This is a genomic window from Actinoplanes sp. URMC 104, assembly GCF_051386375.1.
Lineage (GTDB): Bacteria > Actinomycetota > Actinomycetes > Mycobacteriales > Micromonosporaceae > Actinoplanes.
The window spans coordinates 685,012-703,713 of the sequence record NZ_JBPQTO010000011.1 but is presented as its reverse complement, the minus strand read 5'-3'; the positions used below and the strand labels follow the sequence as shown (position 1 = coordinate 703,713).

Annotated in this window: 14 protein-coding genes and 1 pseudogene; 6 read left to right on the top strand and 9 right to left on the bottom strand. The window is 68.1% G+C overall.

Annotation, left to right across the window (positions count from 1 at the left end; genetic code table 11):
• Positions 1-303: 303 nt before the first annotated feature.
• Entirely contained in the window at positions 304-1,863 is a 1,560-nt protein-coding gene (locus ACSNN8_RS29105) for a methyl-accepting chemotaxis protein (protein WP_436653003.1), read from the top strand.
• Between the two features lie 148 nt (positions 1,864-2,011).
• On the opposite strand, the gene ACSNN8_RS29100 is transcribed toward ACSNN8_RS29105, so the two are convergent.
• The 8 genes and pseudogenes from ACSNN8_RS29100 to ACSNN8_RS29065 form a co-directional block, all read right to left on the bottom strand.
• Complete coding sequence (locus ACSNN8_RS29100) at positions 2,012-2,974, bottom strand: transketolase family protein (protein WP_436653001.1); 963 nt, start codon at positions 2,972-2,974, stop codon at positions 2,012-2,014.
• 11 nt (positions 2,975-2,985) lie between these two features.
• On the bottom strand, positions 2,986-3,888 hold the full coding sequence (locus ACSNN8_RS29095) for a transketolase (protein ID WP_436653000.1): 903 nt from the start codon (positions 3,886-3,888) through the stop codon (positions 2,986-2,988).
• A gap of 193 nt (positions 3,889-4,081) precedes the next feature.
• The gene (locus ACSNN8_RS29090; RefSeq protein WP_436652998.1) at positions 4,082-4,852 is read right to left on the bottom strand and encodes an SDR family oxidoreductase; all 771 of its coding nucleotides are present in this window, start codon (positions 4,850-4,852) and stop codon (positions 4,082-4,084) included.
• A gap of 28 nt (positions 4,853-4,880) precedes the next feature.
• Positions 4,881-6,380: a sugar ABC transporter ATP-binding protein gene (locus ACSNN8_RS29085; RefSeq protein WP_436652996.1), complete on the bottom strand. Its 1,500-nt coding sequence runs from the start codon at positions 6,378-6,380 to the stop codon at positions 4,881-4,883.
• Between the two features lie 28 nt (positions 6,381-6,408).
• The gene (locus ACSNN8_RS29080; RefSeq protein WP_436652995.1) at positions 6,409-7,377 is read right to left on the bottom strand and encodes a sugar ABC transporter substrate-binding protein; all 969 of its coding nucleotides are present in this window, start codon (positions 7,375-7,377) and stop codon (positions 6,409-6,411) included.
• A gap of 29 nt (positions 7,378-7,406) precedes the next feature.
• Positions 7,407-8,408, bottom strand: a complete 1,002-nt coding sequence (locus tag ACSNN8_RS29075; protein ID WP_436652994.1) for an ABC transporter permease — start codon at positions 8,406-8,408, stop codon at positions 7,407-7,409.
• Between the two features lie 69 nt (positions 8,409-8,477).
• Positions 8,478-9,254: pseudogene (locus ACSNN8_RS29070) on the bottom strand (SDR family oxidoreductase).
• Between the two features lie 14 nt (positions 9,255-9,268).
• Positions 9,269-10,768, bottom strand: a complete 1,500-nt coding sequence (locus ACSNN8_RS29065; RefSeq protein WP_436652992.1) for an FGGY family carbohydrate kinase — start codon at positions 10,766-10,768, stop codon at positions 9,269-9,271.
• Positions 10,769-10,860: 92 nt separating this feature from the next.
• Here ACSNN8_RS29065 and ACSNN8_RS29060 point away from each other — a divergent pair, with 92 nt between their 5' ends.
• Positions 10,861-11,862, top strand: coding sequence for a sugar-binding transcriptional regulator (locus ACSNN8_RS29060; RefSeq protein ID WP_436652990.1), 1,002 nt, complete (start codon positions 10,861-10,863; stop codon positions 11,860-11,862).
• 21 nt (positions 11,863-11,883) lie between these two features.
• Here the strand turns inward: ACSNN8_RS29060 and ACSNN8_RS29055 are convergent, their stop codons facing one another.
• The gene (locus ACSNN8_RS29055; protein ID WP_436652988.1) at positions 11,884-13,125 is read right to left on the bottom strand and encodes a pentapeptide repeat-containing protein; all 1,242 of its coding nucleotides are present in this window, start codon (positions 13,123-13,125) and stop codon (positions 11,884-11,886) included.
• Positions 13,126-13,721: 596 nt separating this feature from the next.
• Between ACSNN8_RS29055 and ACSNN8_RS29050 the strand changes: the two genes are divergently transcribed.
• From ACSNN8_RS29050 to garR, 4 genes are all read left to right on the top strand, one after another.
• Positions 13,722-14,885, top strand: coding sequence for an L-talarate/galactarate dehydratase (locus ACSNN8_RS29050; protein ID WP_436652986.1), 1,164 nt, complete (start codon positions 13,722-13,724; stop codon positions 14,883-14,885).
• A 216-nt stretch (positions 14,886-15,101) separates the two neighbouring features.
• On the top strand, positions 15,102-16,001 hold the full coding sequence (dapA, locus tag ACSNN8_RS29045; RefSeq protein ID WP_436652985.1) for a 4-hydroxy-tetrahydrodipicolinate synthase: 900 nt from the start codon (positions 15,102-15,104) through the stop codon (positions 15,999-16,001).
• Positions 16,002-16,093: 92 nt separating this feature from the next.
• A complete protein-coding gene (locus ACSNN8_RS29040) occupies positions 16,094-17,737 on the top strand; it encodes an SLC13 family permease (RefSeq protein ID WP_436652983.1) in 1,644 nt (547 codons plus the stop codon).
• Between the two features lie 45 nt (positions 17,738-17,782).
• On the top strand, positions 17,783-18,688 hold the full coding sequence (gene garR / locus ACSNN8_RS29035; RefSeq protein ID WP_436652982.1) for a 2-hydroxy-3-oxopropionate reductase: 906 nt from the start codon (positions 17,783-17,785) through the stop codon (positions 18,686-18,688).
• The last annotated feature ends 14 nt before the right edge of the window (positions 18,689-18,702 follow it).

The following is an 18,702-nucleotide window of genomic DNA, read 5'->3' as shown; positions in this document are numbered from 1 at the left end:
ACATGGTCACCGTCTGATTCGGCGATGCCGGGCGGGCGGCCGAGGCTCAGACCCCAAAGGCACCCTGGGGCAACCGAGACGCCACGCACGGAGCCGGCCGGCGCGTTGCGGGTCGGCCCGCTGTGCGGGTCCGAGGGCACTGTCGCGGAGGCCGTCGACTCATTCGGCATGTATGGGGGCCGCCATGGTGTGGGCTCTGAAGGCTCGCGGCGAAAAGGTGCCTAAGTCGCTGCATGATCATGCCGATAGGGCGGATACGAGGCGTGTGGTCGCATCGCGCGCCGATCAGTCCTGGAGACGCGCATGGCCCGCCTCGCTGATATCAGCGTTGCCAAGAAGCTGACGCTCATCGTGCTGATGGGGATGCTGGTCACCGTGCTGGTGACGATGATCGGGATGTGGTCGCAGGGCCAGCTGACGACGCATGCCCAGACCCTCCGGGACTACACGGTCACCCAGGCCGCGCTCAATCACCTGGACACGCGCGAGAGCGAGCTCAAGGTCGACGCATACCGCGCCGCGCACGGTGACGACACCACCGCAGACGCTACGGACGACGTTGCCTCGGCCGGCGAAGCCTTGCAGGCAGCCGGCGCACTGAAACTGCCGGGCTCGATCGACAACGACATCAACGGCCTGGGCGACAACGTGCAAGCCTTCAGTTCGTTCGTCACCACCTTCGTCAACGACGCCAAGGCGAAACCGAGCAGTGTCGACGCGCGCTATGACCAGATAGCCGAGCAGAACAACGTCGTGGACGACCAGATAGACGCCGTCCATGGCGAACTCGATGCGGCCGTGGCCGTGCAGCAGAAGTCCATGGCTTCGACCAAGAACGCCGCTCGCCTCTGGATGCTGCTGGTCGCCGGTGCCGGCCTGCTCGTGGTGGCTCTGCTGGCAGTACCGCTGGTGCGTTCGATCCTCGGGCCGGTACGCCGGGTGGGACAGATGGCCGCCGCGCTGTCCGCCGGAGATCTCACTCGAACCAGCGGTGTTCGCTCCCGCGACGAACTCGGCGTCATGGCAGAAGCGCTCGACACTGCTGTCGGCACACTGCGGCGCACCATGCAGGAAATGGCGGCCAGCTCTCACACTCTGGCCGGCGCCGCCACCGAGCTGGCCGCCACCAGCGCGGAACTGGCGGCGGGAGCGCAGCAGACCAGCCGCCAGACAGCGGCCGCGGCCGGGGAGGCCGACGACATCTCCCGCAACGTGCAGACCGTCGCCGCCGGCGGTGAACAGATGAACGTGTCGATCCGGGAGATCGCCCAGAACACCAGCAAGGCCGCAGAGATCGCCGGACAGGCCGTCGGTGAGGCGGCCCTGGCCACACGCAGCATCGAGCGACTGGGCGACTCGTCCGCCGAAATCGGCAACGTCATCAAGCTGATCACCGCGATCGCTGAACAGACGAACCTGCTCGCCCTCAACGCCACCATCGAGGCCGCCCGCGCCGGCGAAGCAGGCAAAGGGTTCGCCGTGGTCGCCAGTGAAGTCAAGGACCTGGCCCAGGAAACCGCCAAAGCCACGGAAGACATCGGTAACCGGGTGGCGGCCATCCAGTCCGACACCGGCGGGGCCGTCGAGGTGATCAACCGGATCAGTGCTGTCATCACCGAGATCAACGACTATCAGACGACCATCGCCAGCGCCGTGGAACAGCAGAGCGCGACCACAGCGGAGATGTCGCGCAGCATCGACGAGGTCGCCTCGGGTGCCCAGCGGATCGCGGAGCGCATCGCCGACGTCGCCCACACCAGCGACACCGCGGTCGAAGGGGTGGACCAGACCAGCCAGGCCAGCAATGAGGTGGCGCGCACCGCCGAGCACCTCCGCGTCCTGGTGGGTTCCTTCCGCGTCTGACCGGTCCGAAGGTCCGGCCGGGCTGATCGAGCTCTGCTGACCATGAGCACCACGCCGTCGTTGCGCTATGCGAACCTGGACGGGCGGATCCTGCATCGCGTGAGTGTCGCGGCGACGACCCGCCCGTCCATAGGTGCAGCACTGAAAGTCAGTGCTGCTGGATCAGCGCCCTGGCCGACTCCGCGATGCCGCTCGGGGACATGCCGTAGCGGTCCAGGAGGAAGCCGGCGGAGCCGGTGGGGGCGAACTCCGGTACGCCGAGGATCGTCACGCGGGTGGGGTGGCCGGCGACGACGGTCTCGGCGACGGCGCCGCCGAGGCTGCCGGCGGTCGTGGCCTCCTCGGCCGTGACGATGCCGGCGGTTTCCCGGGCGGCTGCCAGGACGGCGTCGGTGTCCAGCGGCTTGACGGTCGGCATCGAGATCACGCGGGTGTTGATGCCCTCGGCGGCGAGCTGTTCGGCCGCAGCGAGGGCCCGCCACAGGACGGTGCCGTTGCTGATGAGGGTGACGTCGTCGCCCTCGCGGACGGTGATCGCCTTGCCCGGAACGAACTCGTAGTCCTCCGGATAGATCTCCGGCACGCTCATGCGGCTGACGCGGATGAAGGCGGGACCGTCGGTGGCGGCGGCCCAGCGCATGGCGGCGGCGGTCTCGACGGGGTCGGCGGGCACGATGACGGTCATGTTGTCGAGCGCCCGCAGCCAGGCGATGTCTTCGATGGAGTGGTGGGTGGGGCCGAGCTCGCCGTAGGCCATGCCGGGGCTCATGCCGCACAGTTTGACATTGCGGTTGGAGTAGGCGACATCGGCTTTGATCTGCTCGAGTGCTCGGGCGGTGAGGAAGCTGGAGGCGGCCGAGACGAACGGGATGCGGCCGCCGTTGGCCAGGCCGGCGGCGACGCCGACCATGTCCTGTTCGGCGATGCCGACGTTGATGAGCCGATCCGGGAACGCCTTCTTGAACGCGTCGAGCTTGCTGGAGCCGACGGAGTCGTTGACGACGCCGACGATGCGGTGGTCCTCCTGCGCCAGGTCGGCGAGCGCTTTGACGTAGGCGTTGCGGCAGTCGAAGCGGGGCCGGTCGACGATGGAGTCCTGCGGGGAGGTCATGGCGGTTCTCCTCAGTTGCGGGTCGTGTCGCGGGCGGCGGCGAGCTCGTCGAGGGCCTGCTGGAATTCGCCCTCCGACGGCACCCGGTGGTGCCAGGCCACGTTGTTGCTCATGTAGGTGATCGGGTGGCCCTTGTGCGTGTGGGCGATGACGAAGGTGGGCTTGCCGGGCCGGAACGGCACCGCGGACAGCACGTCGTACAGCTCGCCGTGGTCGTGGCCGTTGACCTCCACGACGGCGAAGCCGAACGCGGCTGCCTTGGCGTCGAGCGGGTCGAGGTCGTTGGTCTGGCGGACGGTGGCGCCCTGCTGCAGCCGGTTGCGGTCCACGATGACCGTGAGCCGGTCGAGCTCGTACTGCGAGGCGGCCATCATGGCCTCCCAGTTGGAGCCCTCCTGCAGCTCGCCGTCGCCGGTCAGCACGTAGGTGCGTCGCCGGGAGACGTCCAGCTTCGCGGACAGGGCATGCCCGACGGCGATCGGCAGTCCGTGCCCGAGCGGGCCCGTGTTGGCTTCGACGCCCTTGACCTTGTTGCGGTTGGGGTGGCCGTTGAGCGGGGACAGCGGCTTGAGGAAGGTGGCGAGGTCCTCGACGGGCAGGAACCCGAACGCGGCCAGGGTGGTGTACAGCGCGCCGGCGACGTGGCCCTTGGAGAGGATGAACCGGTCCCGCTCGGGGTCGTCGACGGTGTCGGGGCGCACGTTGAGCACGGCGCCGTAGAGGGTGGCGAGGATGTCGATGGCGGAGAAGTCGCCGCCGATGTGGCCGGCCCCGGCGTGGTGGACCAGTTTGAGGTCCTGGATGCGGATCTGGCGGGCTGCCTCGGCGATGTGGGCGATCTGCTTCGCGCGGCTGCTGTGCGGCGCAAGGTGCCCGATCACCGGCAGGGTGGCGTGTTCGGTGGTGAGTGTCATGCGTCTGCGTCCTTCAGGTCGGCGGTGGCGCGGCGTGCGGCGGGTCGTGAGGCGGTGCGCCAGATGGCGGCGCTGGTGGAGGCTTTGACCGGGCCGGGCGTGTGGGTGATCTGCCGGCTTCCGGTTGCCGGCGATGAGGGGCCGGCGTGCGTGCTGAGTCCTGGTGGCTCGTTCCGATCCGGGAGTGCCGCCCTCACCAGCAGGTGAAGCCGCCGTCGACCAGCAGGTCGACCCCGGTGCAGAAGCTGGCGGCGTCGCTGAGCAGGAAGACCGCCGGTCCGACGAGCTCGTCCACGGTCGCCATCCGGCCGAGCGGCGTGTCGGCCTCGAACTGGCGGACCTGCTCGGCGACCTCGGGGCGGGTGTTCATCGGGGTGGCGGTGTAGCCGGGGCTGATCGAGTTGACGCGGATCCCGCGCCGGGACCACTCCATGGCCAGGCTGCGGCTGAGGTGCATGACACCTGCCTTGGAGGCGTTGTAGTGGCCCTGCAGCAGTCCGCGGTTGACGATCGTGCCGGACATCGAGGCTATGTTGACGATCGAGCCACCGCGGCCGGCGGCCAGCATGGCGCGCGCTTCGGCCTGGCAGGAGAGGAAGACGCCGGTGAGGTTGATGTCGATCACGCGTTGCCACTGCTCGAGCGGCATGGTCTCGGCGGGGGCGGCGTTGGCGACGCCGGCGCTGTTGACGGCCAGGGTGAGGTCGCCCAGAACGCTCTGGGCCCGGCTCACCGCCTCGGCGAGGCTGCCGGCGTCGGTGACGTCCCCGGCGATCGGGAGAGCTTTGACGCCGGCGGCCTGGATGTCGGCGCAGACCTGGTCGAGTGCGGGACCGGGCAGGTCGAAGCAGGCGACGTCGGCGCCGGATTCGGCGATGCCGACGGCGATGGCGCGGCCGATGCCGCTGGCGGCGCCGGTGACGAAGGCGGTGCGCTGATCGAGCCGGAAGGTGGGGACGGTCATGATTTCGCCTTTCGTGTTCGGTGGCCGCTCAGGCGGCGGCGAGGTGCATGACGGCGACGTCGGTGGCTTCGCCGCGGTCGAGGATGCCTTTCTGCTCGCCGCGGGCCAGGACGAGGACGCGGTGCGACAGACCGAGCACTTCCTCGAGCTCGGAGCTCACCACGATGACGGCCATGCCCTGCTTGGCGAGGTTGACGATGACGTCGTAGATGGCGGCCCGAGCGCCGACGTCGATGCCCCGGGTGGGTTCGTCGAGGATGACGACCTTGGGCCGGCGTTCCAGCCACTTGGCGATGACGACCTTCTGCTGGTTGCCGCCGGACAGAGTTCCTGCGTGCTGCTCGGTCCGGCCTTTGACCTGCATGATGCGGCAGGCGTCGAGTGCCACCTCCCGGACCCGGCGGGGGCTGATGAAGCCGCCGGGCCCGGCGATGCGGTCCAGGTTGGCCAGGGCGACGTTGTCGCCGATCGTCATGTCCAGCACGACGCCCTGCGCCTTGCGGTCCTCGGGCACCAGCACGACACCGGCTTGAATGGCATCGGTCACGGCGCCGGAGCGAAGCTGCCGACCGTTGACGTGCACGGTGCCTGAGGCCACCGGGTCGGCGCCGGCCACGGCCCGGACCAGCTCGGTGCGGCCGGCCCCGACGATGCCCGCGATGCCGAGGATCTCGCCCTCGCGGACGGTGAAGGAGATGTCCTTGAAGAAGCCGTCCGTGGCGGTGAGCCCCTGCACGGTGATCACCTCGCGGTCCCCGGGCGGGTCGGCGTCGGGGAAGACGCTTTCGATGCTGCGTCCCACCATGTCCTCGACGAGTTGGGTGACCGGTACCTGCGCGGTGTCGTGGGAGGCGACGTGCTGGCCGTCGCGCAGCACGACGATGCGGTCGCAGATGCGGGCGATCTCCTCCAGCCGGTGGCTGACGTAAATGAAGGAGACGCCCTCCTTGCGCAGCGCGTCGACCTGCGTGAACAGGTGTTCGGTCTCCTCCTCGCCGAGGGCGGCGGTCGGCTCGTCGAGGATGAGCAGGCGGGCGTTGAGGGTGAGCGCCTTGGCGATCTCCACCTGTTGTTGCGCGGCGACCTTGAGGCTGCCGACGAGCCGGCGGGGGGATACGTCGAGGCCCAGACGGCGGATCTGTTCGTAGGCGCGCCGGTCCATCTCCTTGCGGTCGATGCGCCCGCCGCTCATCAGCTGGCGGCCCACGAAGACGTTCTCCGAGATGGACAGGTCCGGCAGCAGGCGCATCTCCTGGTGGATCAGGCCGATGCCGGCCTCGAGCGCGTCGGCCGGAGCGGACGGGGCGTACGGCTGGCCGTTCCACCACATCTCGCCGGTGTCCGACGGGAAGTCACCCGCGATGATTTTGGAGACGGTGGACTTTCCGGCGCCGTTCTCGCCCAGCAGAGCCACGCATTCGCCGGGGCGGACGTCGAGGTCGACGCTGTGCAGAGCCTGGGTGGCGCCGAACCGTTTGGAGACACCGCGGACCTTCAGTCCGCTGTGCTCGCTCGTTGTCGAGGTCATGACTGCTCCTGGGACAGGCGTGAGCGGATCAGGGGTGCTTGGCGATGTATTCCTCGGCCTTGGCCGTGTCGCTGCTGGTCAGCAGGTTGGCCTTCTGCAGCTGGGTGGCCGGAACGGACTTGCCGCCGACCAGGTCGATGGCGTTGGCGACGGCCATGCGCCCCATCAGCTGGGTCTGCTGCACCATGGTGGCGTCGATCTTCTTGTCCCGGACGGCCTGCAGGCCGGCCTTGTCCCCGTCGAATCCCACGACCAGAGGCTTGGGGCTGAGGTTGGCGTTCGCGACGGCCTGGGCGGCGCCGAGGGCGAGGGCGTCGGCCTGTCCCCAGAAGACGCTGATGTCCGGGTGGGCCTGGATCATGTCCTGCGCGTTGGCGAAGCCTTCCTCCTGGCTCCAGGCGTCGGTGGGCTGCTGGGCAACGACCTTGAGGCCCGGCGCGGCCTGCAGGGCCTGCTGGAAGCCCTTCTGCCGGTCGATCTGGGGGGTCGTGCCGATCTGGCCCTGGATGATGCCGACGGTGCCCTTGCCCTTGGTCTGCTTGACGACCCAGTCGCCGAGTTCCTTGGCGGCGGCCACGCTGTCGGTGGCGATGAAGGTCTTGCCGGGGGCGTCGGCGGCGTTGCGGTCGATGTTGATGACCGGGATGTTGGCGCGCTCCGCGGCCTTCACCGGGACGCCGGCGGCGGTGGCGCCGGCGGGGATGTAGATGATGGCGTCGACCTGCTTGGTGATGAAGTCCTGGATCTGGCTGACCTGGCGCGAGGAGTCGCCGCCCGCGTCGGACACCACGACGGTGACGCCCTTGGCGGCCGCTTCGGCGCTCACCGACTGCTTGATCTGGTTGAAGAAGTCGGCCTGCAGGTTGGCCACGGCCAGGCCGATGGTGATCTTGTCGCCGCCGGATCCGCCGCCGTCGGCGCTGTCGCGGTTGCAGGCGGTGAGCGAGGCGGCGGTCAGGGTGGCGAGGGAGATAGCGAGAGCACTGCGGAGTTTCATGTCTTTCCTTCCGGGGTGAGGTGGGGGTTTCAGGACGCTCGGCGGCGCAGGACGTCGACCATCACGGCCAGGGCGATGACGATGCCGATGACGACCTGCTGCACGAACGGGGAGACCTCGAGCAGGTTGAGGCCGTTGCGCAGCACGCCGATGATCAGGACGCCGACGATGGTTCCGGGGATCCGGCCGACACCGCCGACGAGGCTGGCGCCGCCGATCACGACGGCGGCGATGACGTCGAGTTCGAGTCCCACGGCCGCGCTGGGCTGTGACGAGTCGAGGCGGGCGGCCAGGGCGACGCCGGCGATGCCGGCGAGCAGGCCGGTCACCGCGTAGACGCTCGCGGTGGCTGCCTTGACCTTGATGCCGGCGAGCCGGGCCACCTCCCGGCTGCCGCCGATGGCGTAGAGGGCACGGCCGCCGGGCCGGTAGCGCAGGAACGCCCAGCCGGCCACCAGCAGCAGCACCAGCACGATCGTCGTGACGGTCAGGAAGCCGAAGTAGCGTTCGGTGGACAGCGCGGTGAACCAGGCGGGATAGCCGACGATCTGCTGACCGTCGGTGATGACGTTGGCGAGACCGCGAGCGATCGACAGCATCGCAAGGGTCGCGATGAACGGCGGCAGCTTGGTGAGCGTGATGCCCAGACCGCTGGCCAGCCCGCACAAGCCACCGACGAGGACGGCCGCGACGATGCTGAGCCACAGCGGCCAGCCGCCGTTGTGCGAGGTCCAGCCCAGGATCATGGTGGACAGGGCGAGGACCGAGCCGACCGACAGGTCGATGCCGCCGGTCACGATGACGAACGTCATGCCGACGGCGAGGATCCCGAGGATGGTCACCTGGTCGAGGACGTTGAGCAGGTTGTTGACCGTCAGGAAGTACGGGGTGGCGATGAACAGGGCGAGGCAGAGCACGAGCAGGCCCACGAACGGCCCGCCTGTTCCGCTGCCCAGCCGGCGCAGTCGCTGCAGCAGGGCTGAGCGGTCTTCTGATTTGGCGCTCGGTTGTGCGGACACGGCTGTACTCACGGTGGCTCCTGAGGTGAGGGAGTGGCAGAGCACTGAGGGGTCGAGACGGGAGCGCGCGGCTCTCGTGGCTCAGTTCATGAACATGCCGCCGTCGATGTTGATGGCCTGGCCGGTGATGTATCCGGCCTCGTCGGAAGCCAGGAACAGCAGCAGGTTCGCGACGTCGTCGTTGGTGCCGGCGCGTCCGAGGGGGATGCCGGCGACCCACTCGGCCATCAGCTCGCCGGGCGCGTAGTCCCCGAGCAGCCGGCCCCATTCGCGGTCGTTGTAGGCCCACATGTCGGAGCCGACGATCCCGGGGCAGTACGCGTTGACGGTGATGTTGTGCTTGGCCAGTTCCTTGGCCAGGCTCTGGGTCAGGCCGATGACGCCGAACTTGCTGGCGGCGTAGTGGGGCGTGTAGATGAATCCTTGACGGGCCTGCCCCGAGGCGGCGTTGAGGATGCGGCCGCCGCTGCTGGTCCGCCGGATGAGCGGTACCGCCGCCTTGGCGCACAGGAACGCGCCGGTGGTGTTGACCGCGAGCACACGGTTCCACGCCTCCAGACTCAGTTCCTCGAGCGGCGCGATGGTGATCGTGCCGGCGTTGTTGATCAGCACGTCGAGGCGTTCGAACCGGGTCTCGGTCGCGGCGATGAACGCCGTCACGTCGGCTTCGTCGGTGACGTCGCATCGGACGCCGAGGGTCTGCGTCCCGAAGGTTGTCTGGACCTCCGAAGCGGCTTACTGGACGCGCTCGTCGCGGTCGACCAGGACGACGGCGGCGCCTTCGGCCGCGAAGCGGTCGGCGATGCCACGTCCGATGCCGGCGGCCGCGCCGGTCACGGCGACCACCTTGTTCTCCATGCGGCGGGCCGAACTCATGGCTGGCTCCTTGATCTTCGAGGGAGCTCGCGCGCGGCGGCGACAGCGGCATGCCAGCCGTCCATACGCTCCCGACGGGATTTCGAATCGGGACTCGGCTCGTATCCGGCGCCGGTCCGGCCTAGGCGATCCAGATCGGCGACCGTCCACAGTCCGGCGCCCAGCCCGGCGACGTGGGCTGCGCCCAGCGCCGAGAGTTCGGCGGCCGGTGAGGTACGGACGTGGCGGCCGGAGGTGTCGGCCTGAAGTTGCATGAGCGTGGCGTTGGCCGACGGGCCGCCATCAGCGAGGATCATCTGCACCGAACCGCCGGACTGTTCCACCGCGGCGACGACGTCCTCGATCTGGTAGGCGATGGACTCCAGTGCTGCCCGGGCCAGCTGTTCGCGGCCCGTGCTGTCGGACAGTCCGACGATCATTGCCCTGGCCTGGTCGTCCCAGTACGGGGCGCCCAGACCGGTGAAGGCCGGCACGATGAAGACACCTTGGCTGTCGCAAGCGGCGGATGTTGCCAGCTGGCCCGGTGTCGATTGCAGCAGGCGGGCCAGCCAGACGAGGGTGGCCCCGCTCGAACGGATGTTGCCTTCCAGCGCGTACGTGGGGTGGCCGAGCTGCCAGGCGATGGTGCGCGCCACGCCCGTTGCCGGCCGAGCACCGATCGTGGCGACGCCCATGACGGACGACCCTGTGCCGTAGGTGACTTTGACTCGGCCGCCGGTCCAGCCGGCGTGCGCGAACAGAGCGGCGTGCGAGTCACCGAGGACACCGGTGACCGGCACACCCTGCAGGTTCGGGTGCAGGCCGTCGCAGGACGTGAACGGTCCGGTGGAGGCCGTCACCTCCGGTAGCGCCTGCGACGGGATGTCGAACAGATCGAGCAGCCACGGGTCCCAGTGGCACGTCGAGATGTCGAGCAGCTGGGTACGTGCGGCGTTGCCGGTTTCGATGAGGTGCTGTCCGCCCAGCCGCCACAGCAGCCAGGAGTCGATGGTGCCCAGGCACAGTTCGCCTCGGGTGCTACGGGAGCGGTCCTGGTCGTACTGGTCGAGCAAGGCTGCTGCCTTCGACGCTGAGAACATGGCGTCCAGGGGCAGACCGGTGATGTCGCGGATCCGGTCGGCGTGTCCGATCGCGCGCAGCCGTGCGCAGAGGTTCGCGCCGCGGGTGTCCTGCCAGCCCAGTACTGGACCTAAGGGCTCCCCGGTGTGGCGGTCCCACAACAGCGTGGACTCCCGCTGAGTGCTGAGACCGACCGCGACCACCCGGCCCGGGCGAGCCTCAGCCAAGACGTCATGGACCGCCTGCTGGACGGAGCGCCAGATCTCCTCCGGGTCCTGCTCGGCCCATCCCGGCCGGGGATGGCGCTGGGTGATCGACACGGTGGCCCGGTGGCTGATCTCACCGTGTCCGGTGACGACGACCGCCTTGGTGGCGCTGGTGCCTTGGTCGATGGCGAGGACGACGTCACCGTCCTCAACTCGTTCGTCGGATGTCATCCGCATCTCCATTCGATGCCGAATAGATACCCAGCAGATTGCAAGCCTGTGAATGCCTTGTCAATCATGAATATCTATGCAAGAATGGGATCATGAACGCGAGTGCTGTACGGCCGATAGCGGCCGGCCTCGGCGTCGATCAACTCCGCCTGCTGTCCAAGATTGCTCGGATGTACCACGAGCAGGGATTTCGGCAGCCGCAGATCGCCGCCGACCTGAACATCTCCCAGTCTCGTGTTTCGCGGCTGTTGAAACAGGCCGTCGACATTGGCGTGGTTCGAACCGTGGTATCGATTCCACATGGCGTCTATACCGACATCGAGCAGAAGCTCGAAACAAGGTTCCGGCTTCGGGACGCAGTCGTCGTCGACGCCGGCGGATCGCCGGCGGACGTGCTGCGCACGCTGGGCGGGGCAGCCGCCACCTACCTCGATGAGACACTCGCCAACGACGACGTCATCGGCATCTCGTCCTGGAGCGCGACGTTGCTCGCCACGGTCGATGCGATGCGGCCGAAGAGCCACCTGACCGTCGACGTGGTCACGCAGTTGTCCGGAGGTATCGGCGAGCCGCAGGTTCAGGTCGATGCGACCCGGCTCCTCGACCGATTCGCCACCCTCACCGGCGGCCGGCCGTTGTTCCTGCCGACTCCTGGGCTGGTCAACAGCCCTACCGTGCGCCGCGCGCTCCTCAATGATCCAGCAGTCAAGGGGGTGCGCGACGTCTGGAATCGCCTGACAGTCGCCCTTGTCGGCATCGGAACCGTTCAGCCGTCGCCGCTCCTTGCCCGTAGCGGCAATGCCATCGAGCCGGAACAGCAGCGCCGGCTCGGTGAGCTCGGAGCGGTCGGAGATGTCTGCTATCGCTTCTTCGACAGAGACGGCGAGCTCATCAACTCACCCTTTAATGATCGAATCCTCGGCATCAGTCCAGGCCAGCTCAAAGCCACCCGTCGTCGTATCGGCGTGGCTGGAGGGCCGGAGAAGTATTCAGCCATCGCTGCTGCCCTGAAGGGTGGATGGGTCAATACTTTGATCACGGATCTCAATACAGCGGAGCGGCTGCTGAACGGGGAGCCCGGGCCGGTGGACTGAGGTAAACGCATACGCAGCTAGTCACTGCTGTTGGCAGGCGGGCGCAGGCGCAGAGCGCAGGGTGAAGCCACGAGGCAGGAGAGGAGCCGGCGGAGACGTAGCGGCGCAACTCAATCGGTCGGCGTCGAGATTCGTCACCGAGCGAAGATCGAAGGCTCTAAGGTTGGCGTCGTCCCACCTGGCCTCTTGCACGTCGGCTGCGGGGAACAGAGACGTTCGTTCCGAGCGGGCGCGCCGGAAGTCGGCCCGTCTCAGATCGGCCTCGAAGAATCTGGTGTTGCTCAACGTCGTTTCTTGGAAGTCCGTGCCGACGGCGATCGCTTGGGCGAAGTAGGCGCCACGAAGATCGGCCAGCCAGAACGACGATCGTGATATGTCGGCCTTGTCGAAGGAGGCCGACTCGAGTTTGGCGCGGTTGAAATTCGCCGTGGCGACGCGGCTGCCGTCGAGCCGCGCGTACCTGAGCGTGGCTCCGAAGAACTGGCCGTACGACAGCTCGGTATTCGAAAGATCAGCCGAGGTCAAGTCCGAACCCAGGAAGGTCGCACCGGCGAAGCTTCCGCCGGTCATAACCGCGCCTCTGAGCGAGGTACGGCTGAGATCGAGCAGCACGCCACCGTCGGCGGTAGCGTCGCGCCGAGTGAGCACGGTCAGGGCTGCCTGAGCATCCGGCTGTACCGGGCTGGGCGCCTTACCGCCCGTCTCGCGCGGCGCGTGCATGCGGACGTACGTCGACAACACCTGCACGATCGTCGGTTGGTCCGGGCGGGAGTCGCGCATGAGGCGGCCGAGCGCGAAGATGGCGCCCAGGCGGACGTCGATGGACGGCGAGCCGAGCTGCTCCACCGTACGGCTGTACCGGTCGGTGATCTGCCCCTGTTCGCTGATCCTCAGCTGATCCCGGGTGGCTCCCACCGACTGGGCGGTGTAGACCAAGGCAGCGACAGCGGCCAGCGCAGTCAGCGCCGAAACGCCTACCTGCGCCCACGTCGACCAGGAACGCTCCTCCTGCTTGTTCTCGCTGGCGGGCGGCGGCGGAGAGGGAGAGGGAGAGGTGCGGCGCGTTCCGCGCCTGCCTCGCATCCGCCACATGACGGTAAGGCTGACACCGAGGACGACAACGGCGGCCAGTTGGCCCCCCGACAGGTGATTCCGGAGAAGCGTCACGACCCACCAGACGGGCTGGATCGTCAGCACCAGCAGACCGGCCGACCCGCACACCCACGCAGAACGGATCAACATCCGGCGGTGGGCTTCAAGCATGCCCCGATCATCTGCGGGGCCTGCGGAGATATGGCGCCTACGTCCGTGATCCGACGGTCGCTGGGAGTGCTGGAGGTGTACGCGCAACGCCGGGATCGGGACGTGCAGAACGGTACCGGCCGCTGGGTGCACCCGGACGACCGGGGCCGCGGCTGTGGGCTGCGCCTTGGATTCGCACTGCGGCGACCCGACTTCTCCGCCTGGTAGCAGTCGCCCGGGATCTGCGCAGGCTGGCATCCGGCCGCGCGCGGGGCGTTGAGCTGTCGCTCGAGGTTCTACCGGCCGGTGGAGACGCGGGCGTAGCCGATGCGGATGTCCCTGGGGTGCGCCGGCGCAGGGGCGAGCAGGTCGACGGTGTCAGGCGTCGTCATGTCCGAAGTCCTGTCGGAAAACGGCGATGACGGGTAGCGACCTGAGGTGCCTCGGACGATGCTGCATGGTGAGGCCGCGCATTCGGCAAGTTCCTTGGACCTCTTGTTGCCCGAGGCGATCAAACCCGTACGACCTGCACCTCGACGTTGTCCATCCTCGGTCTCGGCGTCGTTCTGCTGTGAGAACGTCGCTGTCGGCTGATTGGCGAAGGTGGTGAGGCACCGATGACCCCGCGCGAAAACAGGAACGACAGCCTCCAGTCGAGCAGTGACCGGATCCGGCATGTACGGCTGTCCTCGATCAACCTTCCGCTCGCCACCCCGATCAGCGACGCGAAGGTCCTGACCGGCGTGCAGAAGCCGATGACTGACATCGTCTTCCTGTTCGCGGAGATCTCGACCGACGAGGGCCACAACGGGATCGGATTCTCCTACTCCAAGCGAGCCGGCGGCCCCGCCCAGTACGCCCACGCGAAGGAGATCGCCGACCGGTTGCTGGGGGAGGACCCCAACGACATTGCTTCGATCTACACCAAGCTGCTTTGGGCGGGGGCCTCGGTGGGACGAAGCGGCGTGGCGACGCAGGCGATCGCCGCCTTGGACATCGCCCTGTACGACCTGAAGGCGAAACGGGCCGGCCTGTCGCTGTCCAAGTTCCTCGGGTCGTATCGGCAGTCCGTTCAGTCGTACAACACCTCCGGCGGCTTCTTGCACCTGGCGATCGAGGAAGTCAAGGACCGCGCTACAGCGTCACTGGCCGAGGGAATCGGCGGCATCAAGATCAAGGTGGGCCAGCCGGACAGCCGCATCGACCTCGGCCGCGTCGCGGCCCTCCGCGAGCACCTGGGCCCGGACGTCCCCCTCATGGTCGACGCCAATCAACAGTGGGACCGTCCGACCGCGATGCGGGTCGGCCGGGCATTGGAGCAGTTCGATCTGGTGTGGATCGAGGAGCCGCTCGACGCTTACGACGCGGAGGGTCACGCCCAACTGGCCACGGCGCTGGACACCTCGATCGCCACCGGCGAGATGCTGTCCAGCGTGGCCGAGCACATCAGCCTCATCGAGCACCGTTCGGTCGACATCCTCCAGCCCGACGCCCCGCGCATCGGTGGCATCACGCCGTTCCTGCGCCTTGCCGCCCTGGCCGATCAGGCCGGTCTGCACCTCGCCCCGCATTTCGCCATGGAGATTCACCTGCACCTGGCGGCCGGCTATCCCCGCGAGCCGTGGGTGGAGCACTTCGAGTGGCTGAACCCCCTGTTCAACGAGCGCCTCGAGAACCGCGACGGCCGAATGATCGTCCCGAACCGGCTGGGCCTCGGTTTCACCCTCAGCGATCAGGCTCATGCCTGGGTCACCGACACCGTCGAGCTCGGGAAATTCTGAACCGCTGACCGCGCCCCGCATCGACTCGTATGTCGATCTCGCGTTCTCCGTCTTCCATGGCGTGCTTGCCCTTCGGGCACTGCACCATCCGTCAATATTGACATGAAGACAGCCTGCTTCGTATGTAGACACGTGTCTCCTATGTTTCTTACGGTTTCAGGTAGACGGACATCCATGTGACATCCCCGTGACATCCAGAGACGAGAGGTCTTCGCCATGCAGTCACCCTTCGGGGCCATCCCGGCCATGGTCACGCCACTGGACGCCCGCGGCGAGGTCATGGAAGGCGCACTGCGTGAGGTCATCGACTTCACCATCGGTAACGGCGTGCACGGGCTGTTCGTCCTCGGCAGCAGCGGGGAGATCTACGGGCTCACCGCCGCGCAGAAGCAACGGGTCGTCGAGATCGCCGTCGAGCACACGGCAGGGCGGGTGCCGGTCTATGCCGGCGCCAGCGAGATCACGACTCGGGACTGCATCGCCACTGCCCGCATGGTTGAGCAGGTGGGCGGCGTGGCGGGGCTGTCGGTTCTGACGCCGTACTTCCTCACTCCGAATCAAGCCGAGCTCATCGAGCACTTCACGGCCGTCGCCCGCTCCACCGAACTGCCCGTGATGCTCTACGAGAACGCCGGCCGTACCAGGGTGCCGATCGAGGTCGAGACCTGCCGCGTGCTCAGCAAGGTCGACAACATCGTCGGCATCAAGGACAGCAGCGGGGACATGACCCGGATGCTGAACTACCTGCGGGTGACCGACGAGTCGTTCACGATCCTCGCGGGACGCGACACGATGATCTACGCCGCGCTGTGCCACGGCGCGCGGGGCACGATCGCGAGCACCGCTAACCTGGCGCCTCGACTGGTCGCCGACATCTACGAGGCCTACCGCGCCGGGGACCTCAAGCGCTCTCTGGACCTGCAGTTCGCCCTGGCGCCGCTGCGCGCCTGGGTCGAGCGTGCCACCTTCCCCGTCGTGCTCAAGGAGGGCCTGCGGCTGCTCGGCATCGACGCCGGCGTGTGCCTGGCTCCCGCAAGCGGGCTCTCCGAGGCGGAGCGTACGGAGCTTCGAGCCGTTCTCGCCGGCTTGCCGGTCCAGAGCACAGTGCGCCGCTGACCCCCTCGCACAGCTGACTCTCGTCCGGCCGCGTTGCCGGAGCCTCTACCACTCCTCACGCTGGAGCCTCCCTGAAAGTGGGTTGGTCCGCTATGCCGCTCGTCATCGTCGGCCTGGCCGTCATCGTCCTGCTCGTCCTCACGACCCGCCTCAAACTCAACGCCTTCCCGGCATTGATCCTCGTCGCCCTCGGCGCCGGTCTGGCACAGGGCATGCCCCTGTCCGACACCTACGAGTCCATCGTGGACGGCATCGGTGGACAGGTCGACGACCTCCTCATGATTCTCGGCTTCGGCGCCATGCTCGGCCGCATCCTGGCCGACAGCGGCGCCGCCCAGCGCATCGCCACCAGCATGGTCCGCACGTTCAAGATCAGCCGGGTGCAACTGGCGATGGTGCTGACCGCCTTCGCCATCGGCATCACGATGTTCTACGAGGTCGGCTTCATCCTGCTGATTCCCATCGTGTACACGATCGTGCGGGAGAACCGGCTCCCCCTTCTGTGGGTCGGCCTTCCCATGTCCATCGCCCTGTCGACAATGCACAGCTTCCTCCCACCGCACCCCGGCCCGGCAGCGGTGGCCGGAACCTTCGAGGCGAGCATGGGCCTGACCCTGCTCTACGGACTGCCGATCGCGCTGCCGGCCGCGGCTCTGATCGCCTTCAGCTGGCCCCGGCTGCCCGGCGTCAAACGCATGCACCCGGCGATCCCGGCCGGACTGGTGGCCGAGCAGGATCTCGACGAGGCCGACCTGCCCTCGTTCGGCACCTGCCTGGCCATCGTGCTCATCCCCGTGGTGCTGATGGCCGGCGCTGCCGTCGGCGAGCTGGCAATGGCCGAGAGCAATCCGGTCCTGCCGTTCCTGGTGTTCTTCGGTGAAGGCCCGATCGCGCTGCTCATCGCCCTGCTGGTGGCCATCGTCGTGCTGGGTCCGCGGATCGGGCGAGCCGAGCAGGCGCCGCGACCGGAGGGTCTGGTACTCGTCGATGAACGCACCAGCGAGCTGCAGGCCAGCGAGGCCACGGCCGGCGTGTCGTCGGGCGCGACCAGCCGCGCAGGCACCGCGGTCCCGACCGCCGCATCGACGTCCGCTCCGGAACGGAGCAGCAGCCCCAGTGGGCCGCCGACGCCCCGCCAACCGTCCGACGACCCGCCCGACTCCGCCTCCGGCGGCACAGCGTCGCCCGGTGGTACAGCCTCGACCGGCGACACTGCGTCGCCCGGCGGCGCGGAGCCCCGGTCCCGAGCACGACGACGCGGCGACCGCTACGACGGTGTGCTGGCGGCGTGCACCGACGCCGTGAAACCCATGGCGATCATCCTGCTCATCATCGGCGCCGGCGGCGCGTTCAAGCAGGTTCTGGTCGACTCGGGGATGGCTGACTACGTCAAGGACCTCACCGCAGGGTGGAGCATCTCGCCCCTGGTCCTCGCCTGGCTCATCGCCGCGATCCTGCGTCTGGCGCTGGGCTCCGCCACGGTCGCCGTCGTCACCGCCGCCGGCGTCGTCGCTCCGCTGGTGGCGACCTCCGGCGCCAGCCCGGAACTGATGGTCATCGCCGTCTCGTGCGGAAGCATCGCCTTCTCGCACGTCAACGACCCCGGATTCTGGCTCTTCAAAGAGTTCTTCGGCCTCTCGGTGGTCCAGGCCCTCAAAGCGCGCACCACCTACACCACGGCACTGGGCGTGCTCGGCCTCGGCGGCGTGCTGCTCATGAGCACCTTCGTCGGCTGAGCCGGCCGGCACCCCACCACGTCCACCATCGAAGGAGACACACGCATGCGGATCGGTTTCATCGGGCTCGGCATCATGGGCAAGCCGATGAGCAAAAACCTGCTGGCAGCCGGCCACGACCTCGTGGTCAGCGACCACAACGAGGCGGCGGCCGCGGAACTGCTGGCGCTGGGAGCCAAGGCCGGTGGCACGCCGCGCGAGATCGCCGACGTCGTCGATGTGATCATTACGATGCTGCCGAACTCGCCCCAGGTGCAGGACGTGGCGCTGGGCCGTGGCGGGCTCGTCGAGACGTCGAACACCGGCGTCGTCTTCGTCGACATGAGCTCCATCGCGCCGCTGGCCGCGCGAGCGATCCACGACGCGCTGGCGGACAAGGGAATCGTGATGCTCGACGCCCCGGTCAGCGGAGGGGAGCCGAAGGCGATCGACGGCACGCTGTCGATCATGGTGGGTGGTGACGCCACGGTCTTCGAGCGCGTCCAGCCGGTCCTCGCCGCGCTGGGATCGTCGGTGGTACGCGTCGGTGACATCGGCGCGGGCAACACCGCCAAGCTCGCCAACCAGGTCATCGTGGCCCTCAACATCGCCGCCGTCGCCGAGGCCCTGGTCCTGGCGCAGCGCTCCGGCGTCGCCGCGGATGCAGTCGTTGCTGCCATCCGTGGTGGCCTCGCCGGCAGCACGGTGCTGGACAGCAAGGCGGCGATGATGCTTGATCACGACTTCAAGCCCGGCTTCCGCATCGAGCTGCACATCAAGGATCTGATCAACGCGCTGGACACTTCCCACGAGGTCGGCGCCGCGCTGCCGCTGACCGCCTCGGTGCTTGAGATGCTCGTCGCCCTGCGTACCGGCGGGCGCGCCCGGGACGACCACAGCGGACTCGTGCAGTACTACGAGCAGCTCGCCGGCACCCGCATCGCCCGGTCACAAACGAATCAGGAGGGCTGAAGGATGGGAACGCC

Excerpts from the sequence above, each read along its gene's own strand:
- ACSNN8_RS29105 (WP_436653003.1), top strand. The coding sequence starts at position 304 with ATGGCCCGCCTCGCTGATATCAGCGTTGCCAAGAAGCTGACGCTCATC.
- ACSNN8_RS29100 (WP_436653001.1), bottom strand. The coding sequence starts at position 2,974 with ATGACCTCCCCGCAGGACTCCATCGTCGACCGGCCCCGCTTCGACTGC.
- ACSNN8_RS29095 (WP_436653000.1), bottom strand. The coding sequence starts at position 3,888 with ATGACACTCACCACCGAACACGCCACCCTGCCGGTGATCGGGCACCTT.
- ACSNN8_RS29090 (WP_436652998.1), bottom strand. The coding sequence starts at position 4,852 with ATGACCGTCCCCACCTTCCGGCTCGATCAGCGCACCGCCTTCGTCACC.
- ACSNN8_RS29085 (WP_436652996.1), bottom strand. The coding sequence starts at position 6,380 with ATGACCTCGACAACGAGCGAGCACAGCGGACTGAAGGTCCGCGGTGTC.
- ACSNN8_RS29080 (WP_436652995.1), bottom strand. The coding sequence starts at position 7,377 with ATGAAACTCCGCAGTGCTCTCGCTATCTCCCTCGCCACCCTGACCGCC.
- ACSNN8_RS29065 (WP_436652992.1), bottom strand. The coding sequence starts at position 10,768 with ATGACATCCGACGAACGAGTTGAGGACGGTGACGTCGTCCTCGCCATC.
- ACSNN8_RS29060 (WP_436652990.1), top strand. The coding sequence starts at position 10,861 with ATGAACGCGAGTGCTGTACGGCCGATAGCGGCCGGCCTCGGCGTCGAT.
- ACSNN8_RS29055 (WP_436652988.1), bottom strand. The coding sequence starts at position 13,125 with ATGCTTGAAGCCCACCGCCGGATGTTGATCCGTTCTGCGTGGGTGTGC.
- ACSNN8_RS29050 (WP_436652986.1), top strand. The coding sequence starts at position 13,722 with ATGACCCCGCGCGAAAACAGGAACGACAGCCTCCAGTCGAGCAGTGAC.
- dapA (WP_436652985.1), top strand. The coding sequence starts at position 15,102 with ATGCAGTCACCCTTCGGGGCCATCCCGGCCATGGTCACGCCACTGGAC.
- ACSNN8_RS29040 (WP_436652983.1), top strand. The coding sequence starts at position 16,094 with ATGCCGCTCGTCATCGTCGGCCTGGCCGTCATCGTCCTGCTCGTCCTC.
- garR (WP_436652982.1), top strand. The coding sequence starts at position 17,783 with ATGCGGATCGGTTTCATCGGGCTCGGCATCATGGGCAAGCCGATGAGC.